Here is a 19517-nt window from a genome sequence, read left to right on the forward strand (position 1 = left end):
AGCAGCACAAGCACAGGCAGCACAAGAGCAGGCACAAAAAGAACAAGAGCAAGCTCAAGCAGCACAAGCACAGGCAGCACAAGAACAAGCACAAAAAGAACAAGAGCAAGCTCAAGCAGCACAAGCACAGGCAGCACAAGAGCAAGCACAAAAAGAACAAGAGCAAGCTCAAGTAGCAGCACAAGCACAGGCAGCACAAGAGCAGGCACAAAAAGAACAAGAGCAAGCTCAAGTAGCAGCACAAGCACAGGCAGCACAAGAGCAGGCACAAAAAGAACAAGAGCAAGCTCAAGCAGCAGCACAAGCACAGGCAGCACAAGAGCAAGCACAAAAAGAACAAGCAGCTCAGCAACAGCAACAAGCAGCTCAACAACAGCAACAGCAGTCTCAACAGCAAGCTAGCGGCAAGTCTATGACTGTTGAAGCAACAGCTTATACAGCTAACTGTGCTGGATGCAGTGGTACAACAGCTACTGGAGTAAATTTAAAATCAAATCCAAATCAACGAGTAATTGCGGTTGATCCTAGCGTTATTCCATTAGGTTCAAAAGTATACGTTGAAGGTTATGGTCAAGCTGTAGCAGCAGATACAGGTGGCGCAATTAAAGGAAATCGAATTGATGTATTCGTTTCTTCAGATAGTGCTGCACAAGACTGGGGCAGAAGATCAGTTAAAATTACAGTTATCGACTAATACTAGTCTTATAGAATAGAAGTAAAGAGAGATGTCTTTTAGGAGACATCTCTTTTTTTATGCTTAAAATGAACGTTTGAAAAAATTAGGTCCGGGCATACTAAAATTTATAGTAGGAATTAGTTTGTTATATTAGTAATTATTTCTTGATTTGTATACAATGTTTGAGTGTCCTAAAAAGCTGAAAATATGTCAGGAGTATAGAAATATGAAACTTTATAAAAAAATGGCTTTACTAATAGTGCTGGGTGTTATCGCAGGATTCTCGTATCTAGGCTATCAGGGATTATTTCAGCACGATGATCATTTGAATACGTCTGATCATAATCCTTTATCTTCTTCTAAACAGAAGCAGAATAGTATAGAAATTGTAGGGAACCCAGAATCCATTGCTGTGTTAGTAAACAAGCAAAATCTTCTTCCTGATCACTATGAACCCACCGACCTTGTATACCCAGACGTTCGGTTTGTATTTAAAGAAAAAATCGAAAAGCGCCAAATGCGTACAGAAGCAGCAAAAGCATTAGAAAGGATGTTTTCAGCTGCTGAACGAGAAGGAATTTACCTAGCCGGTGTTTCTGCCTATCGTTCTCAAAGTCGTCAAGAATCTCTTTATCAAGCGTATATAAAACAAGATGGAGAAGCGGCAGCTAATCATTACAGTGCTCATCCAGGCAGCAGTGAACATCAAACTGGTTTAAGTATAGATGTATCAAGCAGCACCGGTAAGTGTGCAGCTCAAGATTGTTTTAAAGATACTCCTGAAGCCAAATGGATTGAAGCAAATTCATATAAATACGGATATATTGTTCGCTATCCAGAAGGAAAGCAGCAGATTACAGGTTATAAATATGAGCCGTGGCATATACGATTTGTCGGAAAAGAACTCGCCTCTAAGGTGTCTAAGAAAGGAATTACGTTAGAAGAATATTATAATGACTACATGCAAGTTGATAATCTGGTTCAATAAAAAAGAAGAGTTATATAAACTCTTCTTTTTTTGTATTGCTGGAATATACCCTTACTTTAAAAAGGGGAACGAGGGAAAGATGTAGAGATGAAGCACGGGATGATATATCCTATGCCTTACTAGTAAAAGAGTTAACGTTTATAAATTATAATGAATTTTGTGATAAAGAATACTCATGTTCGTTTTCATTTCCCTTCACATATTCTACAAAAAAGGGAGGTGAAAGAAAATGAGTTTTTACGGAGGTTATGGTTACGGGTACGGATCAAGTCACGGAAGTAGCTTTGCGCTAATCGTTGTGCTATTTATTTTACTAATTATCATCGGTGCTTCATGGGCAGGGCACTATTAATCAGTTGTCCATAAATAAACTCCCTTGAAATAATTCAAGGGAGTTATCTATTTTTATCTATAAGTAGGTAACTGTAAGTACGCAGTGCTTACATATCCTTTAAAGCCGTTGTATTCTACAAAAGCCCAATCAAATGAAAGCTTGTTATCTTTTGAGTAGCCCCAAGCTAAGAAGCTGACGCTTTTTCCTTTAGGAATAGTTGTTACAACTTTGTTGCTTGTGCTAGGCCCTGTGCGTAAATTAAGGTTAGCAGCTGTATGAACAGTGGTAGGGACTTTCATTAAATAGGAAGTACTGATATATCCGGTGCCGCCAATTATTTTAATGGCGGCCCAGTCTGCATTTACAAACTTGACTACTTCGATTTGATCTTTTTTTCTTAATGTATCAAGAATCTTTCCCTGAGTGCTAGGTTTTGCACGTATATTGAGTACGTTTGCGGTCACTTCATATACGCTGAACGGTGCGTTTATTTTTTCTGCTGCACTTGCTGTTTGCTCGTGAGTGAATGGCAGTGTTCCAGATAGAGATGAAAAAGTAAAGCCCGCTGCTAATGCTAAAACCGATATAGATTTTGTAATTGTCTTCATACAAATATCCAACTCCTTAGTGAAATAGGTAATAACTTTTCTATAACACTAAGAATAAGGGTTACTTGTTTCTAAGTTGTTACCAACATATATCCCAGTTGTAAATTTATAAAAGGTCTGTAAAAAAGTTTATTTCACCGACCTTTTAATAGCTTTATTGTTACTCCTCCTCGCGATCTTCCGTTGATTTGTAAAAAGAAAAATATACAAAAACAGATAATACTGTTCCATAAATGCTCCACAAAGCTAAAGCGAAAATGAATTCTTTCTGCAGGCAATAAATAATGGTTAAAGCAACTAGTGCCATAAAACTTATTAAAATGGTCTTTTTCATAAGCACCCCGCCTATTTAGTTTGATTACTCTATATGCTTTTTGATCTTGCTTTTACCCTATAATTATTCGACTATTGCGCTAAAGATGAAAGGAAAAAGTTAAATAAAGCCGAACTTATAATAAAAAGAAGAATGCAGGGGGCGTTTTATGTTAGAACAACATGTGTTAGAAGATATACAAAAGCTACAGTCTATTTGCGAACAAGAAGAGCACATAGAGCTGAAGCTGAATTTTGATATGTTACGAAGTCGAAAACAAAATGAAGTTAACGATTTTTTTCATTATGAAGATAATCAGCTTGTTGGGTTTATTGGTCTTTATGGGTTTGGGAATACAGTAGAAATATGCGGAATGGTCGCTCCTAGCTATCGCCGAAAAAGGATTTTTTCAAAGCTGTTTTCTCAAGCTTTACATATATGTAAGAAGCGTGGGTATACAGAGATTTTATTAAATGCTCCTGGCGATTCGGTTTCAGGCAGGGAGTTCTTAAAGCAAATTCCATGCTCATTTACTTTTTCAGAATATCAAATGAAGTGGGCAGAAAAAGAATTGGAAGATGATAATCCCTTTGTTACACTTCGCTCTTCCCAATCAGATACAGATATGAAAATGGAAATGCAAGTCGATGTGGAATGCTTTGGTATGTCTTTAACAGAAGCAGCTGCTTATTATGAACAAACGAAAACGGAAGAACAGCAAATTCATTTTATCGTAGAGTACAATAGTCAAGCGGTTGGAAAGTTAAGGGTATCGTATGATAAAAGCGAAGCATGGATTTATGGATTTGGTATTTTACCTTCTTACCAAAAATCAGGAATAGGAAAAGCTGCTTTAAAACAAGTTGTTTTAAAGCAGTTTCGGCTAGGATATGATATATTTCTTGAGGTTGAAGCGAAAAACAAACGCGCTTTGCAACTCTACGAAACATGCGGTTTCAATTCATATCACGTGCAAGATTATTACGTATACAGCTTGTAGATAAAAAACACGGAAATCTTAGATTTTCGTGTTTTTTATTTATATATTAGATGATATGTGCTTTTTTGAGTAAATAATGAGAAAGTAGAGAAAAAGTGATATGCCCGTTGATAGAAACAGGGAAGGCCATACAAACATGATAGGGGCGCTGCAAGCAAGGATACACGTAAGAATACCTCCAATAAATGCTTTTCTAAATAATTGATAAGCCGTATACCTCAGGCTAATACTGACAAATACATTGATGAGGCTAAGAAAAATAAACGAAAAAAACAAATTATCTCCCCCTTGTTTTTAATACACCATAAAAGAAATATTTCACATTTTTAGTGTAGCAAAAAAGAAAAAATTTGGATCCTAAAGGTGAAAAAGGAAGCGATCTGTGTTATGTATAGTAAAGTGAATGAAAGCGTTAAAAACGGAAATGAGTTAATAAAGCAATGCAGTAGAAAGAAAGGAGTAATAGGATGGAATTTGCCCATATCTTTACACTAAGTGTATCTGTTGTAACAGCTATTAATGTTTTATTAGCCGGTATTCTTATTTTCATCGAACGAAGAGATATAGGATCTACATGGGCGTGGCTTCTTATTTTATTTTTTATACCGATTGTCGGCTTTATTGTATATCTATTCTTTGGAAGACAGCTAAAACAGAAGAACTTTTATAAGTTATCATCTGATGAGCGGGAATATTTAAGATCTTCAGTAGATGAACAATTAAAAGAACTTAAAGCTACCCATGAGTATCGAAATGATTTATTGATTCAACATAATAAACTGCTGTTCACTAATTTAAATTCTTCTAAGTCACTCGTGCGCACGGACAATGAAATTGATATCTTTAGTGATGGTAATCAGAAATTTGATGCATTGTTTGAGGACATTCGAAATGCTAAAAAAGAAATTAATATTCAATATTATATTATTCAACGAGATAATCTTGGGAAAAAATTAAGAGATGAGCTAACAAAAAAAGCAAAAGAAGGCATAAAGGTTCGCGTTCTTTATGATGAAGTAGGATCTAGAAAAATGACGCCATCATTTTTTAAGGAGCTTATTTCATATGGCGGCGAAGCACAGGCGTTTTTCCCTTCAATTCTTCGCTTAATTAATTTTCGGATTAACAATCGAAATCATCGAAAGCTTTGTATTATTGATGGTGAAGTAGCATACATAGGAGGATTTAACGTAGGAGATGAATATTTAGGGTTAGATCCAAAAATGGGTTATTGGAGAGACACTCATTTTCGTATTAAAGGAGAGTCAGTGAACGATATTCAAGGGAGATTCATTTTAGATTGGCATCAAGCAACAAAGCAGCCAATTGAACTGGAACAATTTTTGCATCGTACAGAAACTCATTCTGGAACGGTTCCTGTACAAATTGTAGCAAGCGGGCCAAACTCGACTACTCAGCATCTGAAAAACATGTATATCTCATTGATTATGTCGGCCAAAGAAAGTGTGTACCTTCAAACGCCTTACTTTATTCCAGACGCAAGCTTTATGGATGCTTGTAAAATTGCTTTATTATCTGGAGTAGAGATTCATATTATGATTCCAAACAAACCCGATCATCCTTTTGTTTATTGGGCTACGTGGTCTCACGTAGGCGAACTGCTGACGTATGGTGCACATATTTATCTCTATGAAAAAGGCTTTTTGCATGCTAAAACGATTGTAGTAGATAATGAAGTGTCTTCTGTAGGCACGACGAATATTGATCCACGAAGTTTCAGCCTTAATTTTGAAGTGAATGCAGTTGTATATGACCAGCCTATTGCCAAAAAGTTGCAGAACCTGTTTCTTGAAGATGTGCAATGCAGTTCAAAATTAACGTTTGAACGATATAAAGAGCGCTCTCTTCTTATAAAATTTAAAGAAGCGGTATCTCGCTTACTGTCACCAATTTTATAATACAAATCATTGATACCATGAAGCAGACTTGAATTTTTAGATTCAGGTCTGTTATTTTATTGGTTTCTCCTTGTAAGGAGAGTTAGAGATAAAATTAAAAAGTTTTACCAAAAAATCCAAGGGTATTAATACTATAACAAGCTAAAAAATGATAATACCTAGGAGGAAGAGAAAATGACAAAAAATGTAGTAGGTACGTATGATTCAGAGGCAGCGGTTATTACAGCGATTCGAAATTTAAAAACACAGGGATATCTGGACAGTGCACTTTCTGTCTTGACAAACAGTGGTCTGCGTCATGAAAATACAGAAGCGATTGAGCATTCTGCAGGAATTGATGTGCAAACAGTTGATACAGATCAACACTCAAAGCACCATCAATCCTTTATGGAGAAAATAAAAAATGCCTTTACGCCGTCTGAAGAAAAAATGGATCAAGATGTTAATCGAATCGAAAATCAATTAACCGAATATGGTGTACCTGCTGCAGAAGCTTCCTCATATGTATCTGATCTTAAAAAAGGAAAAGTTTTGCTGATGGTAGACGCAGTTGAGCATGATAAACACAATTCAGCTCTAGGACAAACAGTGACACCTGCTGAAAAATCAGCTGACCCAATGAATGAAAAAATGTTATACGGCAATCACGAAAATAAAATAGGGTAATGTTGAAGTAACCAAATGCGATAATAAAAGACTGCGTTCTTAAATAAAAGCTAGTTAACGAAAGGAAGGGGACCGATGAGAAATCTAGAAAAAACAGAATACGAACTTGACTATTTAAAACAGCAGCAAGAAGTTAATCAGAAGCTCATCAAAGTTTCACAGTCTCTTGTTGCTACGTTAAAACAGTATGAAGAAGAACCAGAGAATACGGAAGTATTAGCTGTTCTTGCTGACTTAGAAGGTCAGCAAGAGCAGCTAAAAGCAAAGACCGAAAAGATATCTAAAGAGCTTGCACATTTATAGAGTGAGATGAAAGAAGTTCCTATAAAAGGAACTTCTTTTTATGTTTTATCATAAACAATCTATTGTGAGAGAAAGAGAACCTTATATAACGGAACGTAAACGTTATGGGGAGGTTTTGTTTTAGATACATATAGAGGAGAAGAAATGCGATAAGAGATTATGTAAAAATGGGAAAAGGAAGAACGGTTATTCGCTCTTCCTCCAGCCGTATTGCTTATGATAGTGATTTAGAAACGTCCGCCGCCAAGTTGCTGTTCAGCCATTTGCACAAGACGTTTTGTGATTTCGCCGCCTACTGAGCCGTTTGCGCGTGCAGTTGTGTCAGGACCAAGAGTTACGCCAAATTCACTAGCGATCTCATATTTCATTTGATCGATTGCTTGTTGAGCACCGTGTACTGCTAATTCGTTGCTGCTCTTATTTCTGCTGTTTGCCATCATAATCAACTCCTTTTATAAGGTTAAGATTATGATTTGATTAATAGATAGTTTTTATACATAAAATAAAAAAATTTTTTCAGGGACTTATAGAATATGCTTATTGGAATAAAGAACCAAAAGTTTCCGCTAGGTAACGGAAAATAATTATGTGTAGAAAGAGAGAGAGGGCAAGTAAAATAGAACACAAGTAAGTAAGCGGTTACAAAATAATTAAGATAGAAGGAGAATTTTAATATTCCTATTCTATTTAAAAGGAGGAGATTTGGTATGTATCAAAGGTTAAAAAAGTCTGTACTATTGGCTATTACATTGAGTTTAGCAATTGGCATTGTACTCTCTTATGAGAAAGCAGCGCTGGCGAAGCAGACGCACGAAAAATCTACATCCTATCGTACAGTGACAGAGATTTATGACTGGGGAGCGGCGATCACAAAAATTATTATTGACTTAGGTGAACCTGTTCCAACCAATTCACTTACAAAAGAAACGTTTAAGGTGCATGTGGCTCGCAGTGATAGTCGATTAGAACCGTCTTTATTGGAACAAGGAGGTCGTACAGTAAAAAAAGCCTATGTATCCGATAAAGATGGACAACCAGCCGTACATACTGGAAAATATGCAGTTTTAGAAATGGAAGTTGGACCAGCTGTTTCATTAGGAGCACCACTAAATTACGATGAATATGGTACAGGGTTAAATGCATGGATAGACAGTCAATATACCATTACTCAGCAAAAAGACATGATAACAAATAAAGGAAAGTTGGCAGGGCTTGTAGTGAAACAGTTTGCGGGAGAGAAAAAAGAACTCGTAGATGATTTTACAATTAAAAAAGGTATATATCAAAATATAGAATTAGCATACGCAAGTCATGCACCGGCAAAGGATAAGAAAAAGAATCCATTAATCATTTGGCTACATGGTGGAGGAGAGGGAGGAACAGATGCAACAATTCCCTTATCTGCCAATAAAGCTGTTAGTTTTATCACAAAAGAAACTCAGGCTTATTTTGAAGGTGCCTACGTTTTAGTACCGCAAGCGCCAACAAAATGGATGGATGGTTATACGAGTAAAGCGGATGGAACTTCTATTTATAAAGAATCACTGATGGCCTTAATTGAAGAATATGTTTCTAAAAACCCTGATATTGATCCCAATAGAATCTATATCGGAGGAGCATCTAATGGCGGATATATGACTATGCTTATGATTCGTGATTATCCAAAATACTTTGCAGCAGCATTTCCAGTATGTGAAGGACTAAATGATAGATTAATTACGAATCAAGATATTGAAAAGATGAAAGAAACACCTATTTGGTTCGTAGCCGCCAAGAATGATACGGTCCTTCCGCCAACAATTAACACTCTTCCAACTTATGAACGTTTGGTGAAAAGCCATGCAAATAATGTTTATTTATCACTATTTGAAGATGTCCATGACACCACAGGCTTGTATAAAAATAACGATGGTTCGCCCTATCAGTATAATGGACATTCATCTTGGATATATCTGTATAATAATGAGCCCAACGCTAAAATAAACGGAAGCACAACAAGCATAATGGAATGGATGAGCAAACAATCGTTGAAAAATTAATCATTTTAAAAAAAGCTGTTGCACATTGAACAGCTTTTTTATTTCTCTTTTAAAACGAAAGATTGTATCTAAAATAAACGATTGAATACTTTCGTGATAAAATAAGGAAAGAGATCACGAAGAAAGGAACAGTGAAAGTGAAACCAACCATTTACGATGTTGCGAAAAAAGCAGGGGTATCAATAGCCACTGTATCCAAAGTAATCAATCAAACAGGCCGTATTAGTGAAAAAACGATAAAAAAAGTGAATGAAGTAATGATGGAATTAGATTATCAGCCTAGCAGTGTTGCAGCGGCGTTAACAGGAAAAAAGACGTACACGATCGGTGTTCTAGTTCCTGATATCTCGAATCCTTTTTTTGCAGAGGTAGCAAGAGCTTTTGAAAATAGTGCTAGAGCAGCGGGATACACGCTTTTTTTATGCAGTACAGATCATCAAACTGCGCGCGAACATGAATATATAGATCTTTTATTTAAAAAACAAGTAGATGGAATCATTATCGCAACCGAACTAAATGATACGAAGCTCGTAAAGAAGATCGTGAAGCATGATGTACCGCTTGTATTGTTTTCAGTTGACCATCCTTCTATTTCAACGCATGTAGTGACAATTGATAACGTTCGCGGAGGATATATCGCAGGTACGTATTTAATAGAAAAAGGTCATCAATCGGTAACGATTATGACTGAAAAAGATAGAAAAAGCAGTGAGGGACGATTAGCGGGATTTAAACAAGCGCTCACAGAAGCAAATTTATCACTAGAAAATCAATCCATTATCAGCTGTTATTCAACAGTAGAAGATAGCAGGAGAGCAAGTAAACAGCTGCTTTCCTTGCCTAATAGGCCAACAGCAGTCTTTGCATGTACAGATCTAATTGGGGTATCGCTCATAAACGAGGCAAGAAAGCAGGGGCTTTCGATCCCGGGAGATCTGTCGGTAATTGGATTCGATAATACGATTTATGCTGATATTGCTGAGCCGGGTTTGACAACGATTGAACAACCCATTTCTCAGATGGCTACTAGTACGTTTGAACAGCTGTTAAAGTCTATGAAAAAAGAAGAGCATGCGAAACAGCGAGTAACGATTATTCCCGAACTAGTAGAACGTGCGTCGGTAAAAAAGTTATAAAATAGAGAAAGTAAAAAAGCTGCAGGTGTCTCAACACCTGCAGCTTTTTCTTCTTAAGCATATTTATAGAGAGACCGGACTTTTGACTTCGTTTATTGTTTCGCCTTTAATAGTTGTCTCTGTTGGAATCGTAAGGAAACCAGTTAGAAAAGCACCAAAGAAGTATAAGCAAGCAAAGATCCAAATTACGCCGCCCGTGCCCAAAAGACCAATAAAAACGGTCACAATTAAAGGACCTACAAAAGCAGAAAGTCCAGATCCTAAGTTCAACACAGACATTGCAGCTCCTTTATTCTCCGGAGCTAAAGAAGGCACTAACGCTGTAAGAGGGACATAACCTGCTAGCGTTGCACCGTAACAGCATGCGACAATCATCATTACCCAATAATTATGTCCGACGAATTGCGGTACATAGTAGAGAGCAAGTGTTACAATTCCGCATCCAACTCCGCCAAACCATTTGATTGTATTTACCCAGCCAAACTTATCTCCAACAATACCAAAAATAATATTAAAAGCCATATTCACAAAAAACAATGTACCCCAGATTTGCAACCATTCACTCATCGTAAAATCATGTTTCATCATATATGTTGGCAAGAAAACAACAAATCCAAATTGAGCAGCAGAGTTAATAATCTTTACGATACCGCCGATTCCTACTTTAGGGTTCTCAAATGCAATTGTAATCCCTTTCATTAATTCTTTTGTTTTATTATCGTTTACTTTTTGTACGGTAAACTTGTCTTTATTCATAATAATCGAAAAGATTCCACCGATCAAAACAAAAAGTAAACCACTCCATAAGGTAGCGATTTCTCCAATCTTTGGAACCATATAACTTGAGTAAAAGGCTCCGATTACGCTTAATCCGAGCTGGAAGACAAACCAAAACCAGCCTACTGCTTTTGAAAGCATTTCCTGGGGTGTGCGGTAAGACACCCAGACCAAGAATGAGTAAGCAAATAAAGGGTAACCAAATCCTCTAAGAGCATAACAAATTAGTATAATGGTGTAATTCATAATATGAAGTCCTAAACCTATAAATCCAATTGAACCAATAATAAAGGATATCAAGCCGAATGCCATTGCTTTTCTAGGACCCCACAGTTGAACCAGTACGCCGGAGAACCAGGAAGAAACAGAGACCGTAATGCCGTAAACAGTAAACAGTAAAGCAGCATGTTCAATGGTTAAACCTCGTTCTACAAGATAAGGAGATAACCATCCTTGTTCTAAACCATCGCCAATCATAAAAACAATAATACCTATGTATCCCCACGTTAAATGAGAAGGGATCCCAATCCTGTCTAAAGCCGTTTTTCTGGAAATAAATTCATTCATTTTCCACACCACCAGATCGATTATTTTGTGTAAAACATCAAACTAATTTGGTTAAGCGCTTAATCTATTTGATAAAAAGTATACGCTTACATTTTTTGAACGTCAATTAAAATTTCAAATATATATAATTTTCAATTAAATTATTTCGATCATAAAAATATTAGTATGTAAGTCAATAATCACTGAATTCATGATAAAAATACTTAAATATAGAGAATTTCTTTATGTTTCATCGATAAATAGATAAAAAATAAAAATAGTTTTTTATAGATTATTTAGAATGCTAAAAAACAAATATTCTAAATAATCTATAAAAACTGTTTGCATTTCAGAAAACGTTATGTATAATTGGAATCAGGAAAGCGCTTAACCTGTATAAAGGTTTGAGCGAATGTTTTCTTAACTTTTAATTAAAGGGGAAAATAAGATGGGGATTCTTACAATTGGAATAATTGGTGCTGGACGCATAGGGAAATTACACGTTGATAATTTAAAATTAATGCCGCAAATAAAAATTAAAGCGGTTTCAGATGTGGTAGTAGACCATTTACATGAATGGGCTACAAGTAAAGAAATTTCGACGTTAACAACAAATTATCAAGATTTATTAGCTGATCCAGAAATTGATGCCGTTTTCATTTGTTCGCCAACGAATACGCACGCATCGATTATTAAAGAAGCAGCTCGAGCGAAAAAGCATATTTTCTGTGAAAAGCCCGTTAGTTTTTCAGTAGAAGAAACAATCCAAGCGTTAGAAGTAGTAAAAGAACATGGCGTGCAGCTTCAAGTTGGCTTTAACCGACGCTTTGATCCCAATTTTAAAAAAGTGCATGATCTTGTACAGCAAGGAGAAGTAGGACAGCCGCACATTTTAAAAATCACCTCCAGAGATCCTCAGCCTCCGAGTCCGGAATACGTTCGCGCTTCAGGAGGATTGTTCATGGATATGATGATTCATGATTTTGATATGGCTCGTTATGTAATGGACAGTGAAGTAATTGAAGTATCGGCTTACGGCACTACGCTCATCGATCCTGCTATTGAAGAAGCAGGGGATATAGATACAGCAATTGTGTCATTAAAATTTGCAAATGGAGCTTTAGGTGTAATCGATAACAGTCGTCAAGCTGTCTACGGTTACGATCAGCGCCTTGAAGTTTTTGGTGAAAAAGGTGCAGCTGCCGCTGACAATTGCCGTCCTACTACAGTAGAAATATCAACAGGCGAAAGCGTAGTCAAAGAGAAGCCGCTGTATTTCTTTCTTGAGCGCTATACACAAGCGTACATAGCGGAAGTGACACAGTTTGCAAGAGCAATTATGGAAAAGAAAAGCGTTATTTGTACAGGGAACGATGGGTTACAAGCAGAACGGATTGCTAAAGCAGCAAAAGAATCTTTACTATCCGGGCAGCCAGTGAAGATTGAACATAAAAAATACGCAGTGAATTAATGACAGTAAACGTGGGGATGAAAGAAATTGGTCTTTCTACCCTTTTAGGAAAGCGCTTAACTAAGGAGGAATAAAGATGAATCCGCTTGTTTTTAAAGAAAATCGTGGGTTAGATTTCATCGCTGTTGGCCGTTTATGTATTGATTTAAATGCAAATGAAACACAGCGTCCAATGGAAGAGACTAAAACATTTACTAAATATGTCGGAGGCTCTCCGGCTAATATTGCGATTGGAGCAGCAAGGCTAGGCTTAAAAACCGGTTTTATCGGAAAAGTATCAGATGATCAAATGGGACGCTTCATTATGGATTATCTGCAAAAAAATAAGATTAATACAGATAGCATTGTTGTTGATAAAACGGGGGCCGTAACGGGGCTTGCTTTTACGGAAATCAAGAGCCCTACAGATTGCAGCATCTTAATGTATCGTGATAACGTAGCGGATTTAAAGCTAAGTCCTACAGAAGTATCCGAAGAATATATCAAACAGTCAAAGGCACTTTTAATATCTGGAACAGCTCTTGCGCAAAGTCCTTCTCGTGAAGCAGTGTTTTTAGCACTAGAACACGCACGCAAGCATGAAGTTGTAGTGTTTTTTGATATCGACTATCGTCCATATACATGGGGATCGGAAGCTGAAACGGCAGTCTATTTTAATTTAGCCGCTGAAAAATCAGATGTAATTATTGGTACGCGAGAAGAGTTTGACATGATGGAAAAACTTTTAAATTATAAAGAATCTAATGATCAAGTAACAGCAGAGCGCTGGTTTTCTCACCATGCTCAAATCGTCGTGATTAAGCACGGTGGAGAAGGGTCTATTGCCTATACAAGAGATGGTAAATCTCACCGCGGAGGAATATTTAAAACAAAAGTTCTGAAAACGTTTGGCGCTGGTGATTCATATGCTTCAGCCTTTATTTACGGATTGATGCAAGGGCTGGAAATTCCACAGGCAATGCGATTGGGGGGTGCCTCCGCTTCGATTGTAATTTCAAAACACAGCTGTTCAGATGCTATGCCGACAAGCGTTGAGCTCTTCAACTTTATGGAGACAGCAACGGAAGTTTTGCAGGAAGTTTAATAAACAAAGGGAAAATCTTGAGAGATTAAAGGAATAGCAACTTATTAAAATGAGATAAAGGGAGAGATATTCTATGACACAGACAGCAGTAAAAACAGTAAAAAACTATATTGGTGGACAATGGGTTGAATCAGCTACATCAAAAACGGAACCTGTGTATAACCCAGCGACAGGTGAATTAATCGCACAGGTACCTCTTTCTACAAAAGAAGACGTAGATCAAGCGGTGCAAGCAGCAAATGAAGCGTTCAAAGGGTGGGCAAAAACAGCCGTGCCTAAACGTGCACGAATTTTATTCAAGTATCAGCAGCTATTAGTAGATAACTGGGATGAATTAGCAAAGTTAGTGACGGTTGAAAACGGAAAAAGCTTTAACGAAGCGCGAGGCGAAGTGCAGCGTGGTATTGAATGTGTAGAATTTGCGGCGGGTGCTCCTACGTTAATGATGGGGAAACAGCTTCCTGATATTGCAACAGACATTGAGTCTGGCATGTACCGCTACCCAATTGGTGTCATTGGGGGAATTACGCCGTTTAATTTTCCAATGATGGTTCCTTGCTGGATGTTCCCGCTTGCGATCGCTTGCGGCAATACATTTGTGTTAAAGCCTTCTGAGCGTACACCGCTTTTAGCTGCAAGATTAGTAGAATTATTTGAAGAAGCTGGTTTGCCAAAAGGTGTATTAAACATTGTAAACGGCGCGCATGATGTGGTAAACGGTCTTCTTGAACATAAGTTAGTGAAAGCTATTTCGTTTGTAGGTTCCCAGCCTGTAGCTGAGTACGTGTACAAAAAAGGTACGGAAAACTTAAAGCGTGTTCAAGCTTTAGCCGGTGCTAAAAACCATTCAATTGTATTAAAGGATGCAGATTTGAACGTAGCAACAAAACAAATTATCGGAGCCGCTTTTGGTTCAGCAGGTGAACGTTGTATGGCAGCATCTGTTGTTACTGTACAAGAAGAAATTGCGGATCAGCTAATTGAAAGATTAGTAGAGGAAGCAAATGATATTGTAATTGGCGACGGCTTAGAAGAAAATGTCTTCTTAGGACCAGTTATTCGTGAAAATCATAAAGAGCGTACGCTCAGCTATATTGAATCAGGCGTGCAAGAAGGAGCAAAGCTTATTCGTGACGGTCGCACAGATGCAGCAGTAAATGGCAATGGCTACTTTGTCGGACCAACGATTTTTGATCATGTTACGCAAGAAATGAAAATTTGGCAAGATGAAATTTTTGCACCTGTGCTGTCCATTGTACGTGTGAAAACATTAGAAGAAGCTATTGAAGTAGCTAATAACTCTCGATTTGCAAACGGTGCTTGTATTTATACAGATAGCGGCGCAAGTGTACGTGAGTTCCGTGAAAATATTGAATCTGGTATGTTAGGAGTAAATGTAGGGGTACCGGCACCTATGGCATTCTTCCCATTCTCTGGCTGGAAAGATTCTTTTTATGGTGATCTTCATGCAAACGGTACGGATGGCGTGGAGTTTTATACAAGAAAGAAAATGGTGACAACGCGCTGGTAAGTAATTCATTAAAAATCGCATCTCATTTTTAAAGGAAGTATCAGGAATTAAAGATATTCCTTATGCTTCCTTTTTTAAAATCGCAATCTAGTACTAGAAGGGAGAAAGAAGCATGGAAACAGTTAGAATGACGACGGCACAAGCATTAGTGAAGTTTTTAAATCAGCAGTATGTTGAATTTGATGGAAAGCAGCATCAGTTTATTAAAGGGATTTTTACAATTTTCGGGCACGGAAATGTGGTAGGTCTTGGGCAAGCTTTGGAAGAAGATCCAGGAAATCTAGATGTATATCAAGGACGTAATGAACAAGGAATGGCCAATGCAGCGATGGCTTTTGCAAAACAAAAACATCGAAAGCAAATTATGGCTTGCACATCTTCAGTGGGGCCAGGTTCAGCAAATATGGTTACAACGGCAGCCACTGCTTCAGCTAATAATATTCCAATTTTGCTGCTTCCTGGTGATGTATTTGCAACTAGACAGCCGGATCCCGTTTTGCAGCAAATTGAACAGTCATATGATTTATCTATTTCTACAAACGATGCTTTTCGACCAGTGAGTAAGTACTGGGATCGCGTAAGCCGCCCTGAACAATTGATGACAGCTATGATTAATGCGATGCGTGTATTAACGAATCCAGCAGATACGGGAGCTGTAACTATTTGTTTGCCTCAAGATGTGCAGGGGGAAGCATGGGATTTTCCAGCTTATTTCTTCCAAAAGCGCGTTCACCGCATTGAGCGCCGCCTTCCGACTAGGGACAGTCTAGCAGATGCAATTCAATTAATGAAAACAAAGAAAAAGCCAATCATCATTTGTGGAGGAGGCGTTCGGTATTCAGAAGCTGTAAAAGAGTTAAAACAATTTGCTAGTGAGTTCCATATTCCATTTGGAGAAACTCAAGCAGGGAAAAGTGCCGTTGAAAGTGACTATCGCTATAATCTGGGCGGAATAGGTGTAACAGGGAACTCAGCTGCTAATACAATCGCTAAAGAAGCAGATTTAGTAATTGGAGTAGGCACTCGATTTACTGATTTTACAACAGCATCTAAACAGCTTTTTCAAAATCCCAACGTGCAATTTCTTACCATTAACACGTCTGAATTTCATGCAAATAAACTTGATGCTGTGAAACTTGTAGCTGATGCAAAAGAAGGATTGCTTGCTCTTATGAAAGAGCTAAAATCAATTGGCTATCAGTCTGGTTATACAACAGAAATTGCAAATGCTAAAGACGCATGGGAGACAGAATTAGAGCGTCTGCATAGCATACGTTTTACTGGTGCAGATTTTGTTCCGGAAATACAAGGTCATTTAGATGAAAGCTTAGCTGAATATGTAGAATCACTTGGTACTCAATTAACGCAAACCGAAGTAATTGGAGAGGTGAATAAGCTCCTTGATGACAACTCCGTCATTGTTGGTGCAGCAGGAAGTCTTCCAGGCGACTTACAGAGAATGTGGAAGTCTACTAAACCTAATACCTATCATATGGAATATGGATATTCATGTATGGGATATGAAGTATCAGGCGCACTTGGAGTTAAGCTGGCAGAACCAGCTAAGGAAGTGTATGCGATGGTTGGAGATGGAAGCTATCAAATGCTTCATTCAGAGCTTATTACAAGCCTTCAAGAAAGAAAAAAGATAAACATTTTACTGTTTGATAACTCAGGCTTCGGGTGCATTAATAACCTTCAAATGTCAAACGGTATGGGGAGCTTTGGCACAGAGTTTCGTTATCGAAACGATGAAACAGGAAAACTAAACGGAAACGTGATGAAAATTGATTTTGCAGCCAGCGCCGCAGGCTACGGTGTAAAAACGTATCGCGTAAGTTCTCTTGAAGAATTAAAAACGGCGATAGAAGATGCACAAAAACAAGAGGTTTCTACGCTAATTGATATTAAAGTACTGCCAAAAACTATGACGAACGGTTATGAATCATGGTGGCATGTAGGAGTAGCAGAGGTATCTAAAAATCAGCATGTACAGGAAGCTTATGAAGATAAGGTGAAAAACCTTGAAATGGCAAGAGTTTATTAAGGAGCAGGAGAAAATGAGGTTGTTGAAGAGAAACATTCGATAAATATAAAAGCGGTTTTAATTTCATATAAGGGAGAGGAAGAGATGTTCAAGGAAAATACGGTCAAACTGGGGATTGCTCCAATTGCTTGGACAAATGATGATATGCCTGAACTGGGAGCTGAAAATACATTCGAACAGTGTATCAGTGAGATGGCTTTAACCGGTTTTAAAGGAAGTGAGGTCGGAAACAAATATCCGCGAAATGTTTCAATCTTAAAAAAGGCATTATCGCTTCGGAATTTGGAAATTGCAAGTGCATGGTTTAGTACATTTTTAACAACAAAGCCGCTGGAAGAAACGGTAACGCCATTCATTGAACATCGCGATTTTTTATACGAAATGGGAGCAAAAGTAATTGTTGTGTCTGAACAAGGGCACAGCATTCAAGGGTTGATGGATGTTCCTTTATTTAAAGAAAAGCCTGTGTTCACGCCAACAGAGTGGAGCAGACTTGCAGAAGGCCTGCACCATCTTGGGAAACTGGCACGAGAAAAAGATATGCATATTGTCTATCATCATCATATGGGAACAGGTGTACAAACAACAGAAGAAATTGAGCAGCTAATGGAGCTTACCAATCCGGAGCTTGTTTCGCTGCTATTTGATACCGGTCATCTTGTCTTTTCAGGAGCAGAACCTCTTTATATCTTAAAAAAATATCTGCACCGTATTAAGCATGTTCATTTAAAGGATATTCGTCAAGAAGTAGTTGATCGAGTCAAAGAACAAGACCTAAGTTTCTTGCAAGCGGTAAAAGAAGGAGCCTTTACTGTTCCAGGTGACGGAGCCATTGAATTTGATGAAGTATTTACTACGCTTGCCACTTCGGATTACAACGGATGGTTTGTCGTAGAAGCAGAACAGGATCCAGCCCTTGCTAATCCTTTTGAATATGCGTTAAAAGCAAGAAACTTTATTAAAGAAAAAAGCGGTCTTTAATTTCCATTTTAAAAGATTTTACGCCTTTTATGTGTTTATGAAAGGAAAGGAGGAGAGGAAATGAAGCCAACCATTTATAGTGTGGCTGAAGAAGCAGGTGTATCAATTTCTACGGTATCAAAAGTCATCAATCAAACCGGTCATATTAGTGAAAGAACAAGACAAAAAGTAATTGAGGTTATGGCGCAGTTGAATTATCATCCAAGTGTCGTAGCATCTGCTTTAACAGGAAAACCCACTAAAACGATTGGGCTTCTCGTACCTGACATCTCCAACCCTTTTTTTGCCGATTTGGCAAGAAGCATAGAAGACCGAAGTCATGAGCGAGGTTTCCATGTTGTAATGTGCAATACCGATAACGATGCGGAAAAAGAGAAAAAGTATCTATCGCTGTTAATACGTCAGAGAATCGACGGTTTAATTGTAGCTTCTGCTTTTCGCAATGCTAATCTTTTAAAAAATATGCTTAAGCAAGATATACCGATTAGCGTTATTGCTTCAGAAATTCCTCACATATCCGTTAATACAGTGACAGTGGATGACTACAAAGGGAGCTATTTAGCGACTGATTATTTGCTGTCTTTGCATCATAAAAAAATTGCGATTATTACAGAAAATGCAAAAAGCAATCACGCCCGTTTAGATGCTTTTCGAGACGTTATGCAAGAAAATGGAATCATCGTGCCGCCTCAGCACGTTATTACGACCGAAGCAAGTATTCAAAAAGGATATGAAAGTGCTAAGCAAATTTTTTCAATGAAGGAGAAAGTGACGGCTATTTTTGCTTGTAACGATTTACTGGCTATCGGAGTTATCCAAGCTGCAAAAGAATTCAAAATTGATGTACCGCAAGACTTATCAGTGATTGGCTTTGATAATACGGTTCTTTCTACTACCATTACGCCCATGTTGACGACAGTAGCACAGCCGACAAAAGAAATGGCTGTAAACGTAGTGGATTTGCTGGTTAGAGAAATGAAATATCCAGCGATGCATAAAGAACATTTGCTTCTTGAGCCAAAATTGATTGTTCGGAAATCAACGGCTCCGTTACGAAGGGAAGCCACAGCATCTACAAATAATTGAACACAATCAAGA

General features: G+C 37.8%; 19 protein-coding genes. 15 read left to right on the top strand and 4 right to left on the bottom strand.

The window, feature by feature from the left end; translation table 11 throughout:
* The 3 genes from ACFX4R_RS22300 to ACFX4R_RS22310 form a co-directional block, all read left to right on the top strand.
* Positions 1–694, top strand: a 694-nt coding sequence (locus ACFX4R_RS22300; RefSeq protein WP_377570416.1) for a 3D domain-containing protein, incomplete at its 5' end; no start/stop codon positions are given.
* Between the two features lie 208 nt (positions 695–902).
* Positions 903–1664, top strand: coding sequence for a M15 family metallopeptidase (locus ACFX4R_RS22305; protein WP_043982682.1), 762 nt, complete (start codon positions 903–905; stop codon positions 1662–1664).
* A gap of 229 nt (positions 1665–1893) precedes the next feature.
* On the top strand, positions 1894–2016 hold the full coding sequence (locus ACFX4R_RS22310; protein WP_080781703.1) for a YjcZ family sporulation protein: 123 nt from the start codon (positions 1894–1896) through the stop codon (positions 2014–2016).
* A gap of 53 nt (positions 2017–2069) precedes the next feature.
* Here the strand turns inward: ACFX4R_RS22310 and ACFX4R_RS22315 are convergent, their stop codons facing one another.
* The gene (locus ACFX4R_RS22315) at positions 2070–2606 is read right to left on the bottom strand and encodes an SH3 domain-containing protein (RefSeq protein WP_043982683.1); all 537 of its coding nucleotides are present in this window, start codon (positions 2604–2606) and stop codon (positions 2070–2072) included.
* Positions 2607–2766: 160 nt separating this feature from the next.
* Positions 2767–2940 carry a hypothetical protein gene (locus ACFX4R_RS22320; RefSeq protein WP_165575601.1) on the bottom strand — a complete coding sequence of 58 codons (174 nt, stop codon included), beginning with the start codon at positions 2938–2940 and terminating at the stop codon, positions 2767–2769.
* Positions 2941–3088: 148 nt separating this feature from the next.
* On the opposite strand from ACFX4R_RS22320, the gene ACFX4R_RS22325 reads away from it, so the two are divergent.
* From ACFX4R_RS22325 to ACFX4R_RS22340, 4 genes are all read left to right on the top strand, one after another.
* Positions 3089–3919, top strand: coding sequence for a GNAT family N-acetyltransferase (locus ACFX4R_RS22325; protein ID WP_043982685.1), 831 nt, complete (start codon positions 3089–3091; stop codon positions 3917–3919).
* A 467-nt stretch (positions 3920–4386) separates the two neighbouring features.
* Positions 4387–5838 (top strand): cardiolipin synthase, encoded by a 1452-nt coding sequence (gene cls, locus ACFX4R_RS22330; RefSeq protein WP_043982686.1) that lies wholly within the window; start codon positions 4387–4389, stop codon positions 5836–5838.
* 174 nt (positions 5839–6012) lie between these two features.
* Complete coding sequence (locus tag ACFX4R_RS22335) at positions 6013–6504, top strand: general stress protein (RefSeq protein ID WP_165575600.1); 492 nt, start codon at positions 6013–6015, stop codon at positions 6502–6504.
* A 75-nt stretch (positions 6505–6579) separates the two neighbouring features.
* On the top strand, positions 6580–6807 hold the full coding sequence (locus ACFX4R_RS22340) for a hypothetical protein (protein WP_028410211.1): 228 nt from the start codon (positions 6580–6582) through the stop codon (positions 6805–6807).
* Positions 6808–7034: 227 nt separating this feature from the next.
* Here ACFX4R_RS22340 and ACFX4R_RS22345 read toward each other — a convergent pair whose 3' ends face one another.
* Entirely contained in the window at positions 7035–7244 is a 210-nt protein-coding gene (locus ACFX4R_RS22345; RefSeq protein WP_016762907.1) for an alpha/beta-type small acid-soluble spore protein, read from the bottom strand.
* A gap of 270 nt (positions 7245–7514) precedes the next feature.
* Here ACFX4R_RS22345 and ACFX4R_RS22350 point away from each other — a divergent pair, with 270 nt between their 5' ends.
* Together ACFX4R_RS22350 and ACFX4R_RS22355 are read left to right on the top strand one after the other, a co-directional pair.
* Positions 7515–8846 carry a prolyl oligopeptidase family serine peptidase gene (locus ACFX4R_RS22350; protein WP_377570419.1) on the top strand — a complete coding sequence of 444 codons (1332 nt, stop codon included), beginning with the start codon at positions 7515–7517 and terminating at the stop codon, positions 8844–8846.
* A 137-nt stretch (positions 8847–8983) separates the two neighbouring features.
* On the top strand, positions 8984–9982 hold the full coding sequence (locus ACFX4R_RS22355; RefSeq protein WP_013055218.1) for a LacI family DNA-binding transcriptional regulator: 999 nt from the start codon (positions 8984–8986) through the stop codon (positions 9980–9982).
* 63 nt (positions 9983–10045) lie between these two features.
* On the opposite strand, the gene ACFX4R_RS22360 is transcribed toward ACFX4R_RS22355, so the two are convergent.
* Positions 10046–11326, bottom strand: a complete 1281-nt coding sequence (locus tag ACFX4R_RS22360; protein ID WP_013055219.1) for an MFS transporter — start codon at positions 11324–11326, stop codon at positions 10046–10048.
* Between the two features lie 427 nt (positions 11327–11753).
* Here ACFX4R_RS22360 and iolG point away from each other — a divergent pair, with 427 nt between their 5' ends.
* From iolG to ACFX4R_RS22390, 6 genes are all read left to right on the top strand, one after another.
* A complete protein-coding gene (gene iolG, locus ACFX4R_RS22365; protein WP_165575598.1) occupies positions 11754–12776 on the top strand; it encodes an inositol 2-dehydrogenase in 1023 nt (340 codons plus the stop codon).
* Between the two features lie 76 nt (positions 12777–12852).
* A complete protein-coding gene (gene iolC / locus ACFX4R_RS22370) occupies positions 12853–13860 on the top strand; it encodes a 5-dehydro-2-deoxygluconokinase (protein ID WP_377570422.1) in 1008 nt (335 codons plus the stop codon).
* A 73-nt stretch (positions 13861–13933) separates the two neighbouring features.
* A complete protein-coding gene (locus ACFX4R_RS22375; protein WP_165575597.1) occupies positions 13934–15391 on the top strand; it encodes a CoA-acylating methylmalonate-semialdehyde dehydrogenase in 1458 nt (485 codons plus the stop codon).
* 112 nt (positions 15392–15503) lie between these two features.
* The gene (iolD, locus tag ACFX4R_RS22380; protein WP_097824971.1) at positions 15504–17438 is read left to right on the top strand and encodes a 3D-(3,5/4)-trihydroxycyclohexane-1,2-dione acylhydrolase (decyclizing); all 1935 of its coding nucleotides are present in this window, start codon (positions 15504–15506) and stop codon (positions 17436–17438) included.
* A gap of 84 nt (positions 17439–17522) precedes the next feature.
* On the top strand, positions 17523–18419 hold the full coding sequence (gene iolE / locus ACFX4R_RS22385; protein ID WP_097824972.1) for a myo-inosose-2 dehydratase: 897 nt from the start codon (positions 17523–17525) through the stop codon (positions 18417–18419).
* A 60-nt stretch (positions 18420–18479) separates the two neighbouring features.
* Positions 18480–19505 carry a LacI family DNA-binding transcriptional regulator gene (locus ACFX4R_RS22390; protein WP_043981666.1) on the top strand — a complete coding sequence of 342 codons (1026 nt, stop codon included), beginning with the start codon at positions 18480–18482 and terminating at the stop codon, positions 19503–19505.
* The last annotated feature ends 12 nt before the right edge of the window (positions 19506–19517 follow it).

This window comes from Priestia sp. YIM B13490, from assembly GCF_042787735.1.
In the GTDB taxonomy this organism is placed as follows: domain Bacteria; phylum Bacillota; class Bacilli; order Bacillales; family Bacillaceae_H; genus Priestia; species Priestia megaterium.

Coding starts and splice junctions, on each gene's coding strand:
- ACFX4R_RS22305 (WP_043982682.1), top strand. CDS start 903: ATGAAACTTTATAAAAAAATGGCTTTACTAATAGTGCTGGGTGTTATC.
- ACFX4R_RS22310 (WP_080781703.1), top strand. CDS start 1,894: ATGAGTTTTTACGGAGGTTATGGTTACGGGTACGGATCAAGTCACGGA.
- ACFX4R_RS22315 (WP_043982683.1), bottom strand. CDS start 2,606: ATGAAGACAATTACAAAATCTATATCGGTTTTAGCATTAGCAGCGGGC.
- ACFX4R_RS22320 (WP_165575601.1), bottom strand. CDS start 2,940: ATGAAAAAGACCATTTTAATAAGTTTTATGGCACTAGTTGCTTTAACC.
- ACFX4R_RS22325 (WP_043982685.1), top strand. CDS start 3,089: ATGTTAGAACAACATGTGTTAGAAGATATACAAAAGCTACAGTCTATT.
- cls (WP_043982686.1), top strand. CDS start 4,387: ATGGAATTTGCCCATATCTTTACACTAAGTGTATCTGTTGTAACAGCT.
- ACFX4R_RS22335 (WP_165575600.1), top strand. CDS start 6,013: ATGACAAAAAATGTAGTAGGTACGTATGATTCAGAGGCAGCGGTTATT.
- ACFX4R_RS22340 (WP_028410211.1), top strand. CDS start 6,580: ATGAGAAATCTAGAAAAAACAGAATACGAACTTGACTATTTAAAACAG.
- ACFX4R_RS22345 (WP_016762907.1), bottom strand. CDS start 7,244: ATGGCAAACAGCAGAAATAAGAGCAGCAACGAATTAGCAGTACACGGT.
- ACFX4R_RS22350 (WP_377570419.1), top strand. CDS start 7,515: ATGTATCAAAGGTTAAAAAAGTCTGTACTATTGGCTATTACATTGAGT.
- ACFX4R_RS22360 (WP_013055219.1), bottom strand. CDS start 11,326: ATGAATGAATTTATTTCCAGAAAAACGGCTTTAGACAGGATTGGGATC.
- iolG (WP_165575598.1), top strand. CDS start 11,754: ATGGGGATTCTTACAATTGGAATAATTGGTGCTGGACGCATAGGGAAA.
- iolC (WP_377570422.1), top strand. CDS start 12,853: ATGAATCCGCTTGTTTTTAAAGAAAATCGTGGGTTAGATTTCATCGCT.
- ACFX4R_RS22375 (WP_165575597.1), top strand. CDS start 13,934: ATGACACAGACAGCAGTAAAAACAGTAAAAAACTATATTGGTGGACAA.
- iolD (WP_097824971.1), top strand. CDS start 15,504: ATGGAAACAGTTAGAATGACGACGGCACAAGCATTAGTGAAGTTTTTA.
- iolE (WP_097824972.1), top strand. CDS start 17,523: ATGTTCAAGGAAAATACGGTCAAACTGGGGATTGCTCCAATTGCTTGG.
- ACFX4R_RS22390 (WP_043981666.1), top strand. CDS start 18,480: ATGAAGCCAACCATTTATAGTGTGGCTGAAGAAGCAGGTGTATCAATT.